The organism is Streptomyces sp. ID05-26A, from assembly GCF_033794685.1.
Classification (GTDB): Bacteria; Actinomycetota; Actinomycetes; order Mycobacteriales; family Pseudonocardiaceae; genus Lentzea.
Map to the genome: position 1 here is coordinate 757831 of NZ_JARAYZ010000003.1, position 17227 is coordinate 775057.

The 17227-nt window shown below is 68.2% G+C and carries 13 protein-coding genes, 1 pseudogene and 2 riboswitches; of the genes and pseudogenes, 7 read left to right on the forward strand and 7 right to left on the reverse strand.

The window, feature by feature from the left end:
- Positions 1 to 15: 15 nt before the first annotated feature.
- A complete protein-coding gene (locus PV646_RS30735) occupies positions 16 to 606 on the reverse strand; it encodes a short chain dehydrogenase (RefSeq protein ID WP_500345774.1) in 591 nt (196 codons plus the stop codon).
- 69 nt (positions 607 to 675) lie between these two features.
- Here PV646_RS30735 and PV646_RS30740 point away from each other — a divergent pair, with 69 nt between their 5' ends.
- The gene (locus PV646_RS30740) at positions 676 to 1536 is read left to right on the forward strand and encodes a LysR family transcriptional regulator (RefSeq protein WP_500345775.1); all 861 of its coding nucleotides are present in this window, start codon (positions 676 to 678) and stop codon (positions 1534 to 1536) included.
- Here PV646_RS30740 and PV646_RS30745 read toward each other — a convergent pair.
- The 3 genes and pseudogenes from PV646_RS30745 to PV646_RS30755 all read right to left on the reverse strand — a co-directional run.
- A complete protein-coding gene (locus tag PV646_RS30745) occupies positions 1459 to 3771 on the reverse strand; it encodes an NACHT domain-containing protein (RefSeq protein ID WP_500345776.1) in 2313 nt (770 codons plus the stop codon). The two genes, PV646_RS30740 and PV646_RS30745, sit on opposite strands and share 78 nt — an antisense overlap.
- A 134-nt stretch (positions 3772 to 3905) precedes the next feature.
- Positions 3906 to 5513 (reverse strand): PucR family transcriptional regulator, encoded by a 1608-nt coding sequence (locus PV646_RS30750; RefSeq protein WP_500345777.1) that lies wholly within the window; start codon positions 5511 to 5513, stop codon positions 3906 to 3908.
- Between the two features lie 152 nt (positions 5514 to 5665).
- Positions 5666 to 6487, reverse strand: a pseudogene (locus tag PV646_RS30755) (aldehyde dehydrogenase family protein); the annotation flags it as partial.
- 160 nt (positions 6488 to 6647) lie between these two features.
- Positions 6648 to 6815, reverse strand: a riboswitch (cobalamin riboswitch).
- Positions 6816 to 6942: 127 nt separating this feature from the next.
- Positions 6943 to 7154: riboswitch (cobalamin riboswitch) on the forward strand.
- A 146-nt stretch (positions 7155 to 7300) separates the two neighbouring features.
- Between PV646_RS30755 and PV646_RS30760 the strand changes: the two are divergent.
- From PV646_RS30760 to pgfA, 6 genes are all read left to right on the forward strand, one after another.
- Positions 7301 to 9619 (forward strand): ribonucleoside-diphosphate reductase subunit alpha, encoded by a 2319-nt coding sequence (locus tag PV646_RS30760; RefSeq protein WP_500345879.1) that lies wholly within the window; start codon positions 7301 to 7303, stop codon positions 9617 to 9619.
- Between the two features lie 47 nt (positions 9620 to 9666).
- Positions 9667 to 10644, forward strand: coding sequence for a ribonucleotide-diphosphate reductase subunit beta (locus PV646_RS30765; RefSeq protein WP_500345880.1), 978 nt, complete (start codon positions 9667 to 9669; stop codon positions 10642 to 10644).
- A 252-nt stretch (positions 10645 to 10896) separates the two neighbouring features.
- Positions 10897 to 11307, forward strand: a complete 411-nt coding sequence (locus tag PV646_RS30770) for a hypothetical protein (RefSeq protein ID WP_500345778.1) — start codon at positions 10897 to 10899, stop codon at positions 11305 to 11307.
- A gap of 412 nt (positions 11308 to 11719) precedes the next feature.
- Positions 11720 to 12475, forward strand: coding sequence for a glycosyltransferase (locus tag PV646_RS30775; RefSeq protein WP_500345779.1), 756 nt, complete (start codon positions 11720 to 11722; stop codon positions 12473 to 12475).
- Positions 12476 to 13642, forward strand: coding sequence for a glycosyltransferase family 4 protein (locus tag PV646_RS30780; protein WP_500345780.1), 1167 nt, complete (start codon positions 12476 to 12478; stop codon positions 13640 to 13642).
- Positions 13627 to 14628 (forward strand): cell envelope lipid trafficking protein PgfA, encoded by a 1002-nt coding sequence (gene pgfA / locus PV646_RS30785; RefSeq protein WP_500345781.1) that lies wholly within the window; start codon positions 13627 to 13629, stop codon positions 14626 to 14628. The genes PV646_RS30780 and pgfA overlap by 16 nt, the downstream gene beginning before the upstream one ends.
- Here the strand turns inward: pgfA and PV646_RS30790 are convergent.
- From PV646_RS30790 to PV646_RS30800, 3 genes are read right to left on the reverse strand one after another with little or no spacing between them, the layout of a single operon-like run.
- Positions 14625 to 15353: a class I SAM-dependent methyltransferase gene (locus PV646_RS30790; RefSeq protein ID WP_500345782.1), complete on the reverse strand. Its 729-nt coding sequence runs from the start codon at positions 15351 to 15353 to the stop codon at positions 14625 to 14627. The two genes, pgfA and PV646_RS30790, sit on opposite strands and share 4 nt — an antisense overlap.
- A gap of 1 nt (position 15354) precedes the next feature.
- Positions 15355 to 15522: a hypothetical protein gene (locus PV646_RS30795; protein WP_500345783.1), complete on the reverse strand. Its 168-nt coding sequence runs from the start codon at positions 15520 to 15522 to the stop codon at positions 15355 to 15357.
- Positions 15510 to 17198, reverse strand: a complete 1689-nt coding sequence (locus PV646_RS30800; RefSeq protein ID WP_500345784.1) for an MmpA family trehalose lipid delivery protein — start codon at positions 17196 to 17198, stop codon at positions 15510 to 15512. Before PV646_RS30800 ends, PV646_RS30795 begins: the two co-directional genes overlap by 13 nt.
- Between the last annotated feature and the right edge of the window lie 29 nt (positions 17199 to 17227).

The window sequence follows — 17227 nt, forward strand, 5'->3', positions numbered from 1 at the left end:
AGGGCTCGTAGAGGTTCAGGGCACGTAGACCTGGCCGGTCTGCCGTCCCTCGATCGACCGGACGTACGCCTGCGCCACGTCGGCCAGCGGCACCGGCTTCATGCCGGGGAAGTAGTCGCCGTACACGTCGAGCGCCTCGGTGAACACGGTCGGGCTCACGGCGTTGATCCGCTGCGGGGTGATCTCGATCGCGGCGGCGCGCACGAACGCCTCCACCGCGCCGTTCGCCAGTGCCGCGGCCGCGCCGGTGACGATCGGTTCACGCGCCAGCACGCCCGTGATCAGCGTGAACGACTCGGTGACGTGCGCGAGACCCGCACGCACGAGCGCCACCTGGGACAGCACCTTCCCGGTCACCCCGGCCTGGTAGTCCGCGATCGTCAGCTCACCGAACGGCTTGAACGGCACATACCCGGCGGCCGACGCGACGGCGTCCACCTGGCCCACGGTCCGGTAGAGCTCGGCCACCTGCGCCGGGTCGGTCACGTCGAACTGGAGGTCGCCTCCGGTGCGCGAGACGGTCACGACGTCGTGCTTGCGTTCGGTGAGCACCTCGTGCACCGCGGTGCCCAGCAATCCGGTCGCTCCAACGAGCAGAATCCTCATGCCATCGACGCTAGAAGTGCCGCGGCGAAGAGTGAAATGCCGTTCGTGCAGCACTTATGATCGGCAGTCATGAATGTCGAGCTGCGTCACCTGCGGGCACTCGCCGCGATCGGCGACCACCGGTCGATCACCGCGGCCGCCCAGTCGCTGCACGTCACGCAGCCCGCGCTCTCCCGCACGCTCGACCAGCTCGAACGACGTCTCGGCGTGCGGCTGGTCGAACGCACGACCCGGCACGTCGCCCTGACCGACCCCGGCCACCGCCTGTGGGAGCACAGCCACCGCATCCTCACCTCGCTCGACACGGCGCTGGCGGAGGCAGCCCGGCCGCAACCGATCCGGCTCACCTTCGCCTGGGCAGCGCTCGGCCGGTTCACGATCCCGTTCCTGCGCGAATGGCGAGCCGAGCACCCGGACGTCCTGGTCCGCATCCGGCAGGCCGACGACCCCGAGGCGGCGTTGCGGCGCGGCGAGGCGGACGTGGCGGTCCTGCGCACGCCACCGGCCGGAGGCGACCTCGGCCACGCCGCGCTCATCGAGGAACCCCGGATCGCGGCCGTCGCGGACGACCACCCGCTCGCGTCCCGTGCCGCCCTCACACTCGACGACCTCGTGGGCGAGTGCGTCGCCGTGTGCGAGACGGCGGCGACGACGAGCGCCGACCTCTGGCCCTCCGGAGCCCGCCCGCGCACGGTGGACGTGCCCGGCGTGGTCGAGTGGCTGACGTCGATCGCGACCGGCACGACGGTCGGGGTCACGGCGGCCGGCACCAGTCACCACCACCCCCACCCCGGCGTGACCTACCTGCCGATCACCGACGCCGAACCGATCACCGTGCACCTGGCGTGGCCGTCACTGGCGATCCATCCGGCGACGTGGGAGTTCGTCGCCCTGGCACAGAACCGCCTGAGTCAGGGAAGGGTCTCGTAGGTCGCCGCCGCTCTGCTGCTTGCGCTCGATCTCAGCACTCAACCGCACAGGATCGCAGGCGGCTAGATGATCGCGGAGGAGTCTATGCGCGAACAGGTAGTCGTTCTCGGGCTTGATCAGGAGGATCCGGTCGTGAGCGAAGCGCAACAGCGCGCCCTTCCGAATTGGGAGTTCGTCGAATGTCATCGTGCGCGCCACGAGTTCAGAGATGTGATGTGTCACTGCGTCGACGACACCGAATGCTGCGCCGGTCGCGACCAGCGGTAACCAGATCAGCCCCAGCGTCACGCCGATCAGCGGCGCGAGCGAGAAGCCTGCCGGAGCGCCTGCCAGCCCGGCGAACGCGACTCCCATCAGCACACCTGCGATTGATGCGGGAACCCCGAGGAGACACGTCCAGTTCGACCACACCGAGCTGGTTCGCCGTACGCCGTCGAGCCCGCTGATCAGCGCGCCCGCCATGGCGCCCAGTCCTGCACCTGCGCCCAAACCGACAAGCAAGCCCTCTACCGCGCCGGTCCAGAACAGCACCACGATCACTACGCTGGTGCCGATCAAGGTGACAAACGGTACATACAGAACGCTTTCTGCGAGCATCATCAACACCAGCGCTAGCGCGATCGTGACGGAATACGCCACAAACTTCGGCCAGCTCGCGGCCGATCCGAATAGCATCCCTAGTCCATACGCGGCTGCGCCGGCGATCGATCCCGTCAAGAAACCGGCCCCGGCCCACATCCAGCCTCCTGACCGGTCGTCGGCGGAGCAGTCGGGCACATCACGGAGCAAGCCGGTCATCACGACAGTTGCGGCGGCCGCGAGGGTGGTCGCGAGCAAGGCGAGAACAATGCCGAACTTCATTCCGAACGCGAGTCCGAACGCTGTCAGCAACCCGGCGAGCGCGGCGGGCTCCGCGCGTCGGAAGAGTCGCCACATCGAGGAATTCGTGACGAGATCCGTCCATGCCTGCCTGGCCGGCAATCGGGACTGCGCAACGTCGTCGTTCCAGAGCGGACTGCTGGCCAGCCTCGCCAAGAACCTCAACGCCCTGATCACGCGTTCGGGAGTCCATCGGGACGGAAGACCTTTCCGTACGAACATCTCCACGATGTAGTCGTCGAACAGCCTGCTGACTGACACGTGGCCGCTGACCGGGGTCCCGCGATAGGTCAGCGCCATGATGCTGAACATCAGCGGTGTGGTCAGCATGTCCCACAGGGAAGGGTTCGTCGCGAGTGCAGTGCGGACGCCGCTCAACTCGTCTGCAAGGTCGTCCAAGCATTCGCTTACCTTGTCCCGTTGCAAAGGCTTGATCTCAGCGGCTCCGTAAAGCTCCAGCTTTCTTCTGAGATCGTCGTAGTCTTTGCTGCGGCAACATACGGCGATGTGCACGCCGCATTCGTCACGCAGTTTGTTGATCTCCTCGACACACCTCCAGCGATCCTCGGCGCTGACCTCGTCGAGCCCGTCCATCAACACAACGAGGCTTCCCTTGGCCGTGAGCATGCCTCGTGTCTGCGGCGGCGGGATATTGTAGTGCTTCTTCAGTTCTGCGGTGAGCCACTCACGAAAGTCTTGAGGCGCTGAGAGCCTGCCGCTGCTAAGTCGGCGTCTGCCCGTGATCGACCAGGCTGCCAGATCCACCAGCACTGGCAGTGGACGCTCTTCGTCCTTTTTGGCCTCGGCGACAAGTTCCTGACACAGCCGCAGCAGCAACGTCGACTTGCCGCCACCTGGAGCCCCGAGGATCAGCAGTTCGCGGCGCTCCGCTTCAAACCTGGCGGTGATCTCGCCGCTGGAGAACAGAGTCTCCAACCGCAACATCGGGTCGTCCGGTCGGTAGTCGTCTGGCCGTTGCACCATCGCAGGCTGACTTGCTAGGGAGAGGCCTAGCTCAACGCTCATCCGGGCGAAGAGCGAACTGGCGCGGCGCCTCTCCACATATGACTGAACCGCAGCGAGGTTCGATGTCCGTTCGTGCTGGTTACGCCAGCGATCGGACACCTTCGGAGGCCTGGCGTCTCCGATCCGATCCCATACTCCGAGCGCCACTGCGACCAAGAACATGAGCCCGACCAACGGCCACAGCCAGCCGGTCAGCGGCTGTAACAGGGGAGGGGCGGTGCCGCCCGTGCCGACGTTGATGGCGATCGGGAGCAACACGAGCGTTGTAGCGGAACCGAGAACCGCAGATACGGTGATGCGCACACCACGCCCCACCTGGTCTCTGTTCACGATCAAGACGGTAATAGCGGACAGCGTGGCCAGGTTGCTCCTATTGGCCACAGCTCATGGCCCTTTCAGTCGCATTTCGACCACCACATGCCGCGAATGGTGACAATAACTGGACAAGCAGCAACCGGAATCGCTCAGCCCTCTCCTGAGCGAAGATCTGGGCGCCACAACCTGAGCTGCAGCATCGCCGCGAACCGCGCGTCCGGATCGCCGAGGTCGATCTCCCCGACCTCCGACAACCTCCGCAGCCGGTACCGGAACGTGTTGGGGTGCACGAAAACGGCGGCCGACGCGGCGGGGACGTCCCCGAAGGCGTCGAGCCACGCGCTGAGCGTCTCGACCAGACACGCGCTGTGCTTGCGGTCGTAGGCGACCAACCGCGCGACGGGCCCGGTCAGCGTGTCCCCGCGCTCGGCGATCAGGTCCGACAGCTCCAGGAGCAACCCCTCGCCGTGCACGTCGGACACCCGCGCCACCGGCCGCGACGCGCGTCCCGCCCGCAGCACCCGCAGCACCAGGTCGGCACCGGCCCGCGTCCGGGAGAGCGTCAGGCCGTCGGACACCTCGCCGACACCCACGAGCACGGCGTTGCCGATGCGGTTGCGGAAGTCCGTGGCGATCCGCAACGCCCGGTCGTCCGACTCCGCGGGCAGGATCGCGTAGGCGACGTCGCCGATCAACGCGGCCGCGGCACGAGGATGCACGGCCGTCAGGTGCATGGCGAGCGCGTCGGCGATCTGCTGGCGTTCGGCCAGCAGCCGGGCGTGCGCGGCCGGATCGTCGCCGTGCGAGTGGGCCAGCGCCATCGCCAGCACCACGCACGGCTGGTCGGCCAGCCCCAGCCGCCGCACCGCCTCCGCCGCGCCCGCACCTCCCTCGATCGCGGTCGAGACGAGGTCCGCGCGCAGCCGCCGTTCGACGTCGGCACCCGCCCGCTGGCGCATCATGTGCAACGCCACGAGCTTGGCCGCGTCGCCGAACGCGGTGGAACTGTCCGGGGACAACGGCCCGCGCACGGCGGCCCAGATAGAGCCGAGGAACTCGTCACCCGCCCGCACCGCCACGGCGACGCGGGGCAGGCACAGCGAGCCGTCGTCGGCGGGCAGCCCCTCGATGTAAACCGGCTGGTCGCTGCGGTAGAGCTGCTGGAACACCCCGCGCGCCTCCAGCAGCTGCGAGTACCGCGCCGGAACCTGCCGACCCAGGATCGTCTCGACCCGCGACGAGTCGGCCTCGTCCTGCCGCCCAGAGAACGCGAGCACCCGCGAGCTGCGGTCCTCGATCGTCACCGGAGCGCTGATCAGCGACGCCACCGCGTTGGCCAGCGCGAACAGATCCCCGGCCGGTACACCGCCGAGCGTCTCGGACGGGTCGACCTCACCCTCCGCGAGCAACGACCGCAACATCGCGGCGAGCTGGGTCCACGACGCCCCCGGCGCCAGACCGAGCAGGGCCACCCCGGAGCCGTCGACGGCCTCGGAGATCTCCTCGGTGAGGACGATCGGGCCGCGCACGACCAACGCGGCCGCCCCTTCCTCGCCCAGCAGGCGCAGCAACGGAGCGGGCTCGCGCACACCGACGCCCAGCACCAGCGCGGCCGGCGGCAACGCCTGGTCGTCGTCCGGGTCGTGGATCACGACACCACCGACGTCCGCGGCACGGCCCGGATCACCACGCACGAGGTCGATCAGCGTGGTGCCCAGGTCGTCCAGCACGCGGGTGAGGCCTGTTCGCGGACTCATGCCACCACCTTGCCAACCGTCTACAGAGGAATTCAAGAAGTGTTCGGTGATGGGAGTCTACTGGCGCACCAGTGTGTTCAGGCTGGTCAACGGCCCTCCAGTGGCTCCAGGCGTCCGAGCGTTCACGCAGATTGGGAGCAGATGGACGTGCTCGCAGAGCCGTAACCGGCGCCCACCAAGGCGTCCGCGACCTGGTCGAGGTCGGCGTCCGGCATGACGATCATGTGGTTCTTGGCGCCGCCGAAGCACTGCGCGCGCTTCCCGTGCGCGGCGGCGGTCGTGTAGACGTACTCGGCGATCGCGGAGGAGCCGACGAAGCCGACCGCCTCGATCCGCGGGTCGGTGAGCAGTGCGTCCACGGCTTCCTTGTCCCCGTTGACGACGGAGAACACACCGGGCGGCAGACCGGCTTCCAGGAACAGCTCCGCGAGGCGCAGCGGCACCGAGGGGTCGCGTTCGGAAGGCTTGAGCACGAACGAGTTCCCGCACGTGATCGAAGGAGCGGCCTTCCACAGCGGGATCATCGCGGGGAGTTTGAACGGCGTGATGCCGGCGACCACACCGAGCGGCTGGCGCATCGAGCAGACGTCGATGCCGGTGCCGGCGCTGTCGGAGTACTCGCCCTTGAGCAGGTGCGGGATGCCGATGGCGAACTCGACGACTTCCAGTCCTCGCTGGATGTCACCTCGTGCGTCGGCGACGGTCTTGCCGTGCTCGGACGACAACAACCGGGCCAGGCTGTCCTCCTCCGCGCGTACGAGGTCGACGAACCTCATGAGCACGCGGGCCCGGCGCTGCGGGTTCCAGGTCGCCCATTCCCGTTGTGCCGCAGCGGAGTCCGCGATCGCGTCCGAGACCTCGGCGGCCGATGCCAGCGGCACGCGGGCCTGGACCGACCCCGTGCTCGGGTCGAAGACGTCGGCGAAGCGCCCGGACGTGCCGGACACGGGCTTGCCGCCGATGAAGTGGTGCAGATCCTTGCTCCCAGAAGGTCCTTCCGTTTGAGCGCAGGAGGGAGCCGCCCGTGTCGCGTGTGGACGACCGGGCACGACGAAGACACGGCTTATGGCTGCGGGATTGCGTTTCTCGCGCAGGTAGGAAGAATCCGCATGCGTTCAGCTCCATCCTCGTGGACGAACACGGAAGTCCCCGGCCGGTATCCTGGCTCCCGGATCGACGTGCCGCCCCGGCCTTCCCGGCTCGCGCCAGTGGCCTGCTGATGGGACACCGCTCCCCGGTCACAGTGGCGGGACCGCGCCGGACTCGCACCGGCTTCCCTGCACCGTGGACCTTCGGTCAACCTAAAGTAGGACTTCCTACCATGTCGAGAGTGGCCGCGATCACCGGCGCGCGCACGTGATCGTTCGGGGCTGCTCCGACTGGGCGACACGCCCACTAGATGTAGTTGTCGATCGCTCGACGACACCCATGTATGGTGCTCCGAGCTGGTTCGGCCGATCATCCAGATCGGTCGTCGCAAGAGGGAACCCGGTGTGAGTCCGGGACTGCCCCGCAGCGGTGAGTGGGAACGAAAGCCGTCAGAAAGCACTGGACATCGACGTCTGGGAAGCGACGGCCGGTAGGCGCCTGGAGACAGGCTCGCCCACGAGTCCGAAGACCTGCCAGCGCCCCGCACGTGCCCACGCGTGCGGGTGTCCGAGGCCCCGAGGGAGGGCGGGAGGACGTGGCGGTCGCGCGCGCCCGTTCACCCTCTCCCGATCTCGTGGCCACCCCGAGCTCGCGAGGAGAGAGCTGTGACGGCGGTCGACACGCTCACCACCACCACAATGCGCGTCAAGAAGCGCAACGGTTCACTCGAACCGGTTGACCTGAACAAGATCGTGCGCGCGGTGGAACGCTGCACGGTCGGTCTGCACGACGTCGACCCGCTGCGGGTCGCCACGAAGACGATCAGCGGTCTCTACGACGGCGCCACCACCGAGGAGCTGGACCGGCTCTCGATCCAGACCGCCGCGGCGCTGGTCGCCGAGGAGCCCGAGTACTCCAAGCTCGCCGCCGGCCTGCTCGCCGCGTACATCGAGAAGGAGGTGCGCCGTCAGGGCGTGCAGTCCTTCAGCCAGAGCGTCGCGCTCGGCCACGCCGAGGGCCTGATCGGCGACGCGACCGCGAAGTTCGTCGCCGCCAACGCCCGCAAGCTCGACGACGCGATCGACCTCGACGGCGACCGGCGGTTCGAGTACTTCGGCCTGCGCACTGTCTACGACCGCTACCTGCTGCGCCACCCCGCGAAGCGTTCGGTCATCGAGCAGCCGCAGTACTGGCTGCTGCGCGTCGCGTGCGGTCTCTCGCACACCGCCGCCGAGGCCATCGACTTCTACCGGCTGATGTCGTCGCTCGCGTACCTGCCGAGCTCGCCGACGTTGTTCAACTCCGGCACCCAGCACACCCAGATGTCCTCGTGCTACCTGCTCGACTCGCCGAAGGACGAGCTGGAGTCGATCTACGACCGGTACAAGCAGATCGCCCGGCTGTCGAAGTTCGCCGGCGGCATCGGTGTCCAGTGGTCGCGGGTGCGCTCGAGGGGTGCGCTGATCCGCGGCACGAACGGCCACTCCAACGGCATCGTGCCGTGGTTGCGCACGCTCGACGCGTCGGTCTCGGCCGTCAATCAGGGCGGCCGTCGCAAGGGCGCTGCCTGCGTGTACCTGGAGACGTGGCACCCGGACGTCGAGGAGTTCCTGGAGCTGCGCGACAACACCGGTGAGGACGCGCGTCGCACGCACAACCTCAACCTGGCCAACTGGATCCCCGACGAGTTCATGCGCCGCGTCGAGGCCGACGCGGACTGGTCGCTGTTCGACCCGGACGAGGTTCCCGAGCTGGTCGACCTGTGGGGCGACGAGTTCGACCGCGCCTACCGCGGCGCCGAGGAAGCGGGTCGCGCGGTCCGCACGATCAAGGCCCGCGACCTGTACGGACGGATGATCCGCACGCTCGCCCAGACCGGCAACGGCTGGATGACGTTCAAGGACACCGCGAACCGCACGTGCAACCAGACGGCGTCGCCGTCGAACGTCGTGCACCTGTCCAACCTGTGCACGGAGATCCTCGAGGTCACCAGCGACGAGGAGACCGCGGTCTGCAACCTCGGCTCGGTCAACCTCGGCGCGCACGTGGCTGACGGCGGGATCGACTGGGACCGCTTGCGTTCCACGGTCCGCACCGCCGTCGTGTTCCTCGACCGCGTGATCGACATCAACTACTACCCGACCGAGCAGGCGGCTCGGTCCAACCCGCGCTGGCGCCCGGTGGGTCTCGGTGTCATGGGCCTGCAGGACGTGTTCTTCAAGCTGCGCCTGCCGTTCGACTCGCCCGAGGCCCGCGAGCTGTCCACGCGGATCGCCGAGGAGATCTACCTGACGGCGCTGGAGTCCTCCGCCGAGCTGGCCTCGTCGGCGGGCGCGCACCCGGCGTTCGCGGAGACCCGCGCCGCCAAGGGCGACCTGCAGCCCGACCTGTGGGGCGTCACGCCCACGCAGACCGAGCGCTGGGGCGCGCTGCGCGAGCGGGTCAGCGAGCACGGACTGCGCAACTCGCTGCTGATCGCCATCGCGCCCACCGCGACGATCGCCTCGATCGCCGGCTGCTTCGAGTGCATCGAGCCGCAGGTGTCGAACACGTTCAAGCGCGAGACGCTGTCCGGCGAGTTCCTGCAGATCAACTCCTACCTGGTGCGCGAGCTCAAGTCGCGCGGCCTGTGGACGGAGTCCGTGCGCAACAGGCTCAAGCAGGACGACGGCTCCGCGCAAGGAATCGCCGAACTGCCCGAGGACGTGCGCTCGTTGTTCCGCACGGCCTGGGAGCTGCCGCAGAAGGCGCTGATCGAACTGGCCGCCGCGCGCGGCCCGTACATCGACCAGAGCCAGTCGCTGAACCTGTTCGTCGCCTCGCCGACGATCGGCAAGCTCTCCTCGATGTACCTCTACGCCTGGAAAGCCGGGCTCAAGACCACTTACTACCTGCGCTCCCGCCCGGCGACGCGCATCCAGCAGGCGACGACCACCACGGCGGTGCCCGTCGTGACGTCGGACGAAGCCATCGCCTGCTCCCTCGAAAACCCCGAGTCCTGTGAGGCCTGCCAGTGACCACTCTCGCCAACACCGCCCGTCAGAACGCCCTGCTCGACCCCGGCATGGACCTCACCCTGCGGCCCATGCGCTACCCGCTGTTCTACGAGCGCTTCCGCGACGCGATCAAGAACACCTGGACCGTCGAGGAGGTCGACCTGCACTCCGACCTCGCGGACCTGAACAAGCTGTCCGAGGCGGAGCGGCACCTGGTCAACCGGCTCGTCGCGTTCTTCGCCACCGGCGACACCATCGTCGCGAACAACCTGGTGTTGAACCTGTACGAGCACGTCAACGCCCCGGAGGCGCGGCTCTACCTGTCGCGGCAGCTGTTCGAGGAGGCCGTGCACGTCCAGTTCTACCTGACGCTGCTCGACACCTACCTGCCCGACGAGAACGACCGCATCGAGGCGTTCGCCGCCGTCGAGACGATCCCGTCGATCCGCGCCAAGGCCGAGTTCTGCTACAAGTGGATCGACTCGATCTCGTCCTTGACGGAGCTTCGGACGCGTGAGGACCGCAGGTCGTTCCTTCTCAACCTGATCTGCTTCGCCGCGTGCATCGAGGGCCTGTTCTTCTACGGCGCCTTCGCCTACGTGTACTTCCTGCGCTCGCGCGGGTTGCTGAACGGGCTGGCTTCCGGCACCAACTGGGTGTTCCGCGACGAGTCGATGCACATGGCGTTCGCGTTCGACGTCGTGGACACGGTCCGCCGCGAGGAGCCTGACCTGTTCGACGAGTCGCTGTACGAGGAGGTCCGGCAGATGCTGCGCGAGGCGGTCGACGCCGAGGTGCAGTTCGCCGAGGACCTGCTCGGCGGTGGCGTCGCGGGGATGTCGGTGGCGGACATGCGGTCCTATTTGGAGCACGTCGCGGACCGGCGGTTGCAGGTGCTCGGGATCGAGCCGATCTACGGTTCGAAGAACCCGTTCGCGTTCATGGAGTTGCAGGACGTGCAGGAGCTGTCGAACTTCTTCGAGCGCCGGGTGTCGGCGTACCAGGTCGGGGTGACCGGCACGGTGTCGTTCGACGAGGACTTCTAGTCACCGAGTCGGGGCCGCGTGCCGCGCGGCCCCGACGCCCTCCTCGTGCGATGCCGGCGTGCCTGCCGGTGTCGTACGAGGGGAGAAGTTGAGCACGGCCGACTACAACGCTTGTGGTGGGCCAATTCCACGCCGCGGTCCCAGGTCAGCGTGCCGTGGAACTCGGGATTCCTGCGGGCGTGGGCCTCGACCTGGCTGTTGTTCGATCCGATCACCAGATCGCCTTCCAGGTGCCCGAATTCGCTGTGTTCATTGTGGACCGAACGGCAGATCGTCTCGTGGCTGATCTTCATCGCCGTGGTTCAGGCGCAGGCGACCAACGATCTGCTCCGGCCCGCGGGCGAGCAGACACGGCTTCGGCCGCCGGGCACGGTTGAACGCCCATTCCTGTGCCGCGGTCGCCCGGTAGGCGTCGCGTCCACCGTTCTTGTAGGAATCACCGGCGCAGAGCCGGCGCGGCCCTTGTGGAGCTCGGGAGCGATCCCGTCCCCGGCCTTCCACCGCCGCCACAGATCGGCCTTCCTCTCGTCCGATATCCCCGGCCGACCCAATCTCGCCACGCACGCCCACCCTCGACCAGCACTGTTGCTTCGAGCGGTTGAATCCAAGGCGGATTTATTCGCGTTTATGGTCGAGATCTTGTTTGAACCGATATGCAACTGACGCCTGGGATGGCGACGTCAAGTGCGTGGACTCGTGGTATCAGGAGCGCCTGACCTGCCACTTCGACATGTCGGTAAATCCATTCAGATGATTTGACCTGCTTTCTTCGTTCGGCGGCGATGCTCCCGCCTGGCCCGTGGCGGTTCTTCGCGGGGTCTTTGTTCGGTGAAGGATGTCCGTCCGGTCATCGGTCATCTGATTAGTCCGTCCAGCTCAATTTTCGGCGCTGAACGGTACAAAGTTCGAAGGTCACTGTCACTACGGCAGATCATGTGACACACATCACACTTGCCTTCTATTTCCGGGGAACTACCGTTGGGTAACTTTCGCCGTCCTGAGACCTGCATCACGTCATGGGAGGACTCTTGCGACACCATGCTGGGTTCTGCGCGCCCGGAATAGCGGCGAAGACATGACACTGCTTTCCATTGTCGTGCCTGTGCGCAACGAGGAGTCGCGGCTGTCGGCCACGTTGTCCGCGCTCACGGTGGCGCTCGCGGCCACCCGTGAGTCGTGCGAGATCGTCGTGGTCGACAACACCAGCACCGACCGCAGTGGCGAGGTCGCCCGCGAGCACCGGTTCGGATCGGTCCCGGTGCGGCTGATCCGCTGTGCCCAGCCTGGGAAGGGCGCAGCGGTGCGGACCGGAGTGCTGCGGACCGACAGCCGCTACGTCGGCTTCTGCGATGCCGATCTGGCGACCGACATGGCGGCGCTGGCGCCGACGCTCAGGTTCCTGCGCACCGGTGTGAACGTGGTCGTCGGATCGCGGGCGCACCCGAGCTCGATCGTGCGTGCGAGGCACAACCAGGTCCGGCAGGCAGGCGCGTGGGCCTTTCGGTACGCGGCCAACACGATCGTGCCTGGCGTCGGCGACACCCAGTGCGGCTACAAGTTCTTCGACCGGCACACCGCCGATGCGATCTTCCGGCCGCTGCGCACACCGGGATGGGCGTTCGACGTCGAACTGCTCGCCAGGGCGCAACGGATCGGCGCGATGATCGTCGAACTGCCGGTGAGCTGGAGGGACGTGCCGGGGTCCACGTTCCGCCCGATGCGGGACGGCTACCGCAGTTTCGCCGCGCTCGCGAGGATCCGGGCGATCCTCGGCGCGGAGAAGACGCCCGCCGTCACCCCGGCCATGACATCCGTGGCGGAGGTGGCCTGAGTGAGACCACCGCTCAACGGTGCGCGGGTGGTAGTGGTGAACTGGCGCGACCGCGGGCATCCGCACGCCGGTGGCGCCGAGGAATACGCCGCCCGCGTGGCGGACGCGATGACCGCCGCCGGGGCGCAGGTCACCTTCCTCACGGCCAAGGGGGACGGGCAGAGCGGCGGCGACGAGTCGACCGTGCGTCGCGGCGGCCGGTGGACGGTGTACTTCTGGGCGCTGTTGTGGTTGCTGCGCAACCGAAGTCGTATCGACCTGGTGATCGACTGCCAGAACGGGATCCCCTTCTTCAGTCCCCTGGTGGTCGCCAGGTGGACGAAGGTCGTGCTGGTGGTGCACCACGTGCACGACGCCCAGTTCGCCGTGCACTTCCCGCCGTGGCTGGCCCGGATCGGCCGCTGGCTCGAAGGTCCTGCCGCGCGCAAGGTCTACCGCCACGCGGTGACGGTGGCCGTGTCGCGGTCCACCGTGCGCGCGATGCGCGAGCGCCTCGCCTGGCGTGGCCGGATCTTCGTGGTGCCCAACGGCACTGACCACCCGCCGTCCGCGGACGGCACACGTTCTCCGCACCCCTCGCTGGTGTGCCTGGGCAGGCTCGTCACGCACAAGCGGGTCGACCGGCTGATCGAGATCGTCGGCACGCTGCGCGGCCACTGGCCCGGTCTGCGCCTGCACGTGATCGGTCGCGGTCCGGACGAAGCCGCGGTGCGCAAGGCCGCGGCGCCGTTCGGGGATTCCGTCGTGGTGCACGGTTTCGTCGACGACTCCGCGAAGAGCGCTCTGCTGCGGGAATCCTGGCTCAACGTCACCCTGTCGGACGGCGAAGGCTGGGGACTGGCCGTGATCGAGGCGGCCGCGCACGGCGTCCCGACCGTCTGCCGCGAGGTCGACGGGTTGCGCGACTCCGTGCGGCACAAGGAGACCGGCTGGCTGGTACGGGACGACGAGGACGTCGGCGGCGCGATCCACGACGCTCTCACACTGCTGGCCCGCCCCGACGACGCCTCGGCCGTGGCCGACGCGTGCCGGGCCTGGGCCGCCGGTTTCGACTGGGCCACCAGCGGACGGATGTTCGTCGCCGTGGCGTCCACCCTGCTCGACAGTTCAACCACGGGCCGCGTCGGCGGCCCAGCTCCTGAGGAGGACCTTTGCGACGCGGTGTGACCTTCGTCCTGCTCGGACTCGGCGTGTTCGGGATCGCGACCGGGCTGTTGCTGCGGTTCTACGCCTATCCGGCCCTCGCCAAGATCCCGCACGACCCCAAGACGACCGCGGTGGCCCAGGGCAGCGGCGTCACCGCACTCGTCTACGTGCCGCAGGAGGCAGGCCCGGCAAAGCCCGAGATCCGCCGCGACCTCAGCCTGACGTCGACCACGTACGTCTCCGGTGACCTGCGGGCGCCCGAGGTTCAGGCCGACAGCGGCGTGACCGTGTGGAACGAGGCCACCCAGATCACGGAGGACGAGGACAAGCTGACGCTCAGCGCGAGCGTGCGTGAGCTGTGCCTGGACCGGTTCACCGCGGAGGCCGTCGCGCCCTGCACCACGCAGTACCTCCAGAAGGAGAAGTCGGAGAACGGCAAGGACACGAAGATCCCCGGCACGCGCGGCCAGGCTCAGTTCCCCGGCCTGAACTTCAAGTTCCCCTTCCAGACCGAGAAGCGGAGCTACCCCTGGTACGACAGCGGGGTGGGCAAGCCGGTGGACGCCAAGTTCGACGGTGAGGAGACACTGCAAGGCCTGCCGGTGTACCGGTTCAAGCAGTCCGTGCCGGCCACCAACGTCGACAGCCGGGACGTGCCCGGCTCGCTGATCGACAGGCCCGAACCGACCGTGTCGGTCAGTTTGTACTACCAGGCGGAAAAGACGCTGTGGGTCGAGCCGGTCACCGGCGCGCTCATCAAGGTGCGTCAGTCGGTGAAGCAGGAGCTGCGCACCTCGGGCCAGAGCGCGGGTAACGGCACCGCGGTGTTCGACGGAACGTTGGAGCTCAACAAGAAGACGGTCGACAACAACGTGCGGGTGGCCGAGGAAAACACGTCCAAGCTATGGCTGCTCACCGGCCTTCCGGTGATCCTGTGGATCGCGGGTGGCGTCCTGCTGGCCGTCGGCATCGTCCTGCTGCTCGCCGGCCGCCGCCGTACCGACTAAGGCTTTTTCCGCAGGACCAGCACGAGGTTCCAGGACACGACCTCGCGAAGCACCGGAACGCGCACGACCCAGGTCGCCCACCACGGGTGATACCTGGGAAGTGCGCGTTCCAGGCGGGCCTCCGGGTGGTTCCGCGCCCAGCGCAGCGCCGAGCCGACGGACACCGCGAAAAGGCTTTCCCCGTAACGGTTCTTGGGCTCCTGGCCGTGGTTGTCCCGGAATCGGCGACGGGCGTAGTGGCCGCCGATGAAGTGCCACGGCGAGGTTTCGTGGCCGCCCCAGGGGGAGTACCACGGCGTGAACGACAGGAACACCGTCCCGCCGGGCTTCGTCACGCGCACCATCTCGTCGAGCATCGTGCGCGGCTCGTCCACGTGCTCCAGCACGTTCGACGAATAGCAGATGTCCACTGAGGCCGTTCGGATGGGCAATCGCGTGCCACTGGCCCGAATCATCCCTTCGGCGTACTCGCCGCGGGCCGACAGTTCGCCGACATCGGGATCCAGGCCGACGTAGTAGGCGCCGGCCGCGCGGAACGCGTCGGCGAAGTACCCGGGGCCGCCACCGACGTCGAGAAGACTCCGGCCGGCGAGGGAGGTGAACTCGGCGACCTGCCGTGCGGAGTCCTCGGCCAGCAACCGGTAGAAGGTGTCCCGGTCGGTCTGCTCGTTGCGGAATGCCTTGAACAGGCGGATCGACCGGTCCAGCGTCGCCTGGCTCGGCACCTTACGGCGTGCCGTAGTTGACGGTGTCGTTGGAGTTGTTGGGCGCCGGGGCGTTCTCGAGCTGGACGGCCTTGTCCGGCGCGAGAGAATTGACCAGGACGTACGTTCCGCCACCGGCGAACGCGAGCCCGGCGACGACCGCGATGACGGCACCGATCAATGTGCGCACGCTTGCTCCTCGGCTGTCCGCGAGTGACTGGATCGCCTGAATCTACCGGCTGGTAATAGCAGCCACAATAGGCTGGACGCGACAACCGCCAACGCGCCGAGATCTCCTGCGACAACAGGCAATCGCGGCGCTCCGGCCGGTGGGGGCGCGATCACCCCCGGCACCCGGTAGAGGGTCAGCCACGGCCCGGACCACACCTCCCGCAGGCCCCTGAGCACGCCGGGGTCGACCGAGCCGGGCGTCCCGTGCTCCACCAGCACCCAGCCGATCCCGAACGCGCCGAGACCGTCGTCGCGGGCCATCGCCCGGCGAATCGTCGCGACCCTGCGGTCTTCCCCGGCCACCGGTCTGCCACCGACGTGCACGACGTCGTCGATGACGACGGTCCTCGGCAGGAACCGGGGCGCCGGATCGAGTTGCGTCCGGTCGCCGTTCCAGGAGAACCGCCGGAACGCGGACATCGGCAGGGCCAGCACGTCGCCCGCTCCGTCGTCCGCCGCCAGCACGGTGCGCACGGCACTCCAGTCGGCCGGGTAGTTCGCCACCTCCAGGCGCCCCGACCCCGCCCAGGCGAAGTCGGGCATCGTGATGAGTGGGAGCAGCGCCGCCAGCGCCACGAGCGAGGTCCTGCTGGTCAGGTACTTCCCCGCCGCCTCCACGCCGAGGGCGAACCCGAGCGAGAGCGGGAGCGCCCACCACGCGGCCCACTTCTGCGAGTCCCGCAGCAGACCCGCGCCGGGCACGTGGGACACCGCCCACGCCAGCACGTCACCACCGCCCGGCAGCGTGCCGAACACCGCGATCGCGACGCCGATCGCGCCGAGGACGACGAACGAACGCGCGGGCGCCAGGCCCCATCGCGGCGCGAGCGAACGCAGCCCCACCAGGGCTACGGCGACCGACAGCAGGGTGATCACCGGCAGCAGTGGCATCTCCCGGCTGCCCGGCACGACCTCGGCGTTCCAGATCCCACCGAGGCCGAGCACGCTGGTGACCGGAGAACCCCAGTTCTCGGCCCTGGCGGCGAACGCCCCGGCACCGTCCGGACTGGACAGTGAGCCGCCGGGGTGCAGCACGGAAGGCAGCAACCACGGCATGTTCAGCAGGACCGTGACCGGCACGGTGACCGCGAGCTTGCGGCGGCCCGAGCACACGACCGCGAGCACCGCGGCGATGATTCCACCGGTCGGCGTGAGGACTGCGGGAGCACAGGCCAGAATCAGCTTCGGGAGCGCTTTGGGTTCCCCTCGACGGACCGCGAGCCCGGCCGCCACGATCCACGGCAGACAGGCGTACGTGACCACGTACGGCCAATGGCCCATGAAAAGCCGCTCGGCCACGTACGCGCTCCACCCGTACCAGACCGCGGCGACGACCCGGATCGCCACCGAGTTCGTGGGCACGAGCCTGCCCGCGCCGAGCGGACCGGCGAACAGGGCCGCCAGGAGCACGATCTTCTGCACGACGTCGCCCGGCAGCAGAGCGGTCGCGAACGACATCACCGCGTCCGCCGGGACCGACCTGGGCAGTGCCGAGCCGAGACCGAGGCCGTCGGGCAGGAGCGACTGGTCCGGCGCGAACACCATGTCGTAGTTCAGGACGAAGCCGCGGCCGAGCAACGGGGTGAGCACGAGCAGGGCCAGCACGGCGGACACCGCGGGCAGAACCAGCCGCATCGCACCTGCTCTTCTCGTCGGCAGCCCGG